Consider the following 1613-nt stretch of genomic DNA (forward strand, 5'->3'; position numbering starts at 1 on the left):
GGCTGGCAGGCCGAGCCGCTGCTGCGCCAGGTGCTGGCCGATCCCGCCGCGGTGGCCGAAGGCCGGCTGGGCCTGTCGGAATTCGCCCGCCGTCGGCGGCTGTTGTGGCAATCGCTCAGCGGGCGCTGGTAGGCGTGCAGGGCGGGCGGCTTAGCGCGTCTCCAGCGTCTCGGGCCGCAGCCACAGCCAGATCAGCGCCCCGCCCGCCAGCACCAGGAAGGGCAGCATCGCCATGTTGACCAGCTGCCAGCCGGCCTGAACCGTGCCGCCCGAGCAGTTCATCAGCCCGCCCGACGAGAAGCTGGCCAGGCTGACCCCGCCGAAGACGATGAAATCGTTCAGCCCCTGCAGGCGCCCGCGCTCTTCCGGCCGCTGCGCGGTGGTCAGCAGGGTCGTCGCGCCGATGAAGCCGAAATTCCAGCCGATCCCCAGCAGGATCAAAGCGATGAAGAAATTCTCAAGCTGCACCCCCGCCATGGCCACCGCCCCGGCCCCGGCCAGGATCAGCAGACCCAGCGCGATGATCTTTTCCACCCCGAAGCGCGCGATCAGATGGCCGGTGAAGAAGCTGGGCAGATACATCGCCAGCACATGCGCGGTGACGACATCGGCCGCATGGCTTTTGTCAAAGCCGCAGCCGACCACCGCCAGGGGCGACGAGGTCATCACCAGGTTCATCAGCGCGTAAGACACGGTGGCGCAGATCATCGCCACGGCAATCGCCGGGGTGCGCAGCAATTCGCCCCGGCTGCGGCCGATCTGGCTGCCGGCGACCGGCGGGCGCGGCCGCGGGATCTTCAACAGCGCAAACAGGCTCATCCCGACGATGTTCAGCGCGATCACCGCCAGATAGCTGCCCAGGAAGGGGATCACATAGGCATCCGCCGTCAGCTTCACCAGCTGCGGCCCGATGATGGCCGAGAACAGCCCCCCCGCCATGACCCAGGAAATCGCCCGCGCCCGGAACGCCTCCGAGGCGGTATCGGCGGCGGCGAAGCGGTAAAAGCCCTGCGCGCTCATGTAGGTGCCGGTGAACAGCCCGCCCAGGCAGAACAGCAGGAACGACCCGGTATAAAGCCCCCAGGCCCCGATCGCCGCCCCGAGCGCGCCCCCCAGCGCGCCCAGCGCAAAGCCCGCGGCCCGGCCGAAGCGCTGCATGAAGGCGGAAATCGGCGTCGCCGTCAGCATCGAGCCGATCACCGCCATCGAAATCGGCAGCGTGGCCCAGCAGGCATTTGGCGCCAGCGACTGGCCGGCAAGCCCGGCAATGGTGAAGACGATCGGCATCTGCGCGCCCAGAATGCCCTGGGCGGCGACCAGCACGAGAACATTGCGTTTGGCGATGGCATCGGACATGGCCGATGGCGTAGGTCTTTGAACCTGAAGCCGCAAGGGGGCAATTGCCGCATGCCGGGACGGATCATCGCAGGGCCCGAGGATCTGGCCGAGGGCGCGGCCTGGCTGGCGGCGCGCCATCCGGGCTTTGCCCGCATCCTGCCGGGGCTTGGGCCCCTGCCGCTGCGCCGCCGCCCCGACGGCTTTGCAGCCCTTCTCGATGCCATCATCGGCCAGCAGGTCTCGACCGCGTCGGCCGCGGCGATCTGCGCGCGGAT

Annotated in this window: 1 protein-coding gene and 1 pseudogene; one reads left to right on the forward strand and one right to left on the reverse strand. The window is 69.1% G+C overall.

Annotation, left to right across the window (positions count from 1 at the left end; translation table 11 throughout):
* Positions 1 to 150 precede the first annotated feature (150 nt).
* Complete coding sequence (locus K1Y73_RS21840) at positions 151 to 1356, reverse strand: MFS transporter (protein WP_225030520.1); 1206 nt, start codon at positions 1354 to 1356, stop codon at positions 151 to 153.
* 51 nt (positions 1357 to 1407) lie between these two features.
* Here K1Y73_RS21840 and K1Y73_RS21845 point away from each other — a divergent pair.
* Positions 1408 to 1613: pseudogene (locus tag K1Y73_RS21845) on the forward strand (DNA-3-methyladenine glycosylase 2 family protein); the annotation flags it as partial.

This window comes from Xinfangfangia pollutisoli (genome assembly GCF_020179405.1).
Taxonomy (GTDB): Bacteria; Pseudomonadota; Alphaproteobacteria; order Rhodobacterales; family Rhodobacteraceae; genus Pseudogemmobacter; species Pseudogemmobacter pollutisoli.

Coding starts and splice junctions, on each gene's coding strand:
- K1Y73_RS21840 (WP_225030520.1), bottom strand. CDS start 1,356: ATGTCCGATGCCATCGCCAAACGCAATGTTCTCGTGCTGGTCGCCGCC.